General features: G+C 45.6%; 1 protein-coding gene. It reads left to right on the forward strand.

The features are described from left to right. The coding region (locus B3J44_RS11340) for a hypothetical protein (protein WP_286968542.1) at positions 1 to 252 on the forward strand (252 nt) is incomplete at both ends.

The following is a 252-nucleotide window of genomic DNA, read 5'->3' on the forward strand; positions in this document are numbered from 1 at the left end:
CTTCCGGCGGGAACTTATACTTTAACTGTTACCGATAGCTGTTCTTCACAATCCAATTCTGTTACAATCGGACAGCCTGCGGCGGCGTTAGCTTTAGGCATATCTTCTAAAACAGATGCTTCCTGCTTTGGAAAAAGCACGGGAAGCGTAACGGCAGGAACTGTGACAAACGCGATTGGAACGGTAAACTACTCTTGGAAAAATAGCGGAGGAATTGAAGTTGGAACATCAGCAACTGTTTCAAACCTTCCG

The organism is Flavobacterium sp. UBA4854 (genome assembly GCF_002399805.1).
GTDB classification, from domain to species: Bacteria; Bacteroidota; Bacteroidia; order Flavobacteriales; family Flavobacteriaceae; genus Flavobacterium; species Flavobacterium ginsengisoli.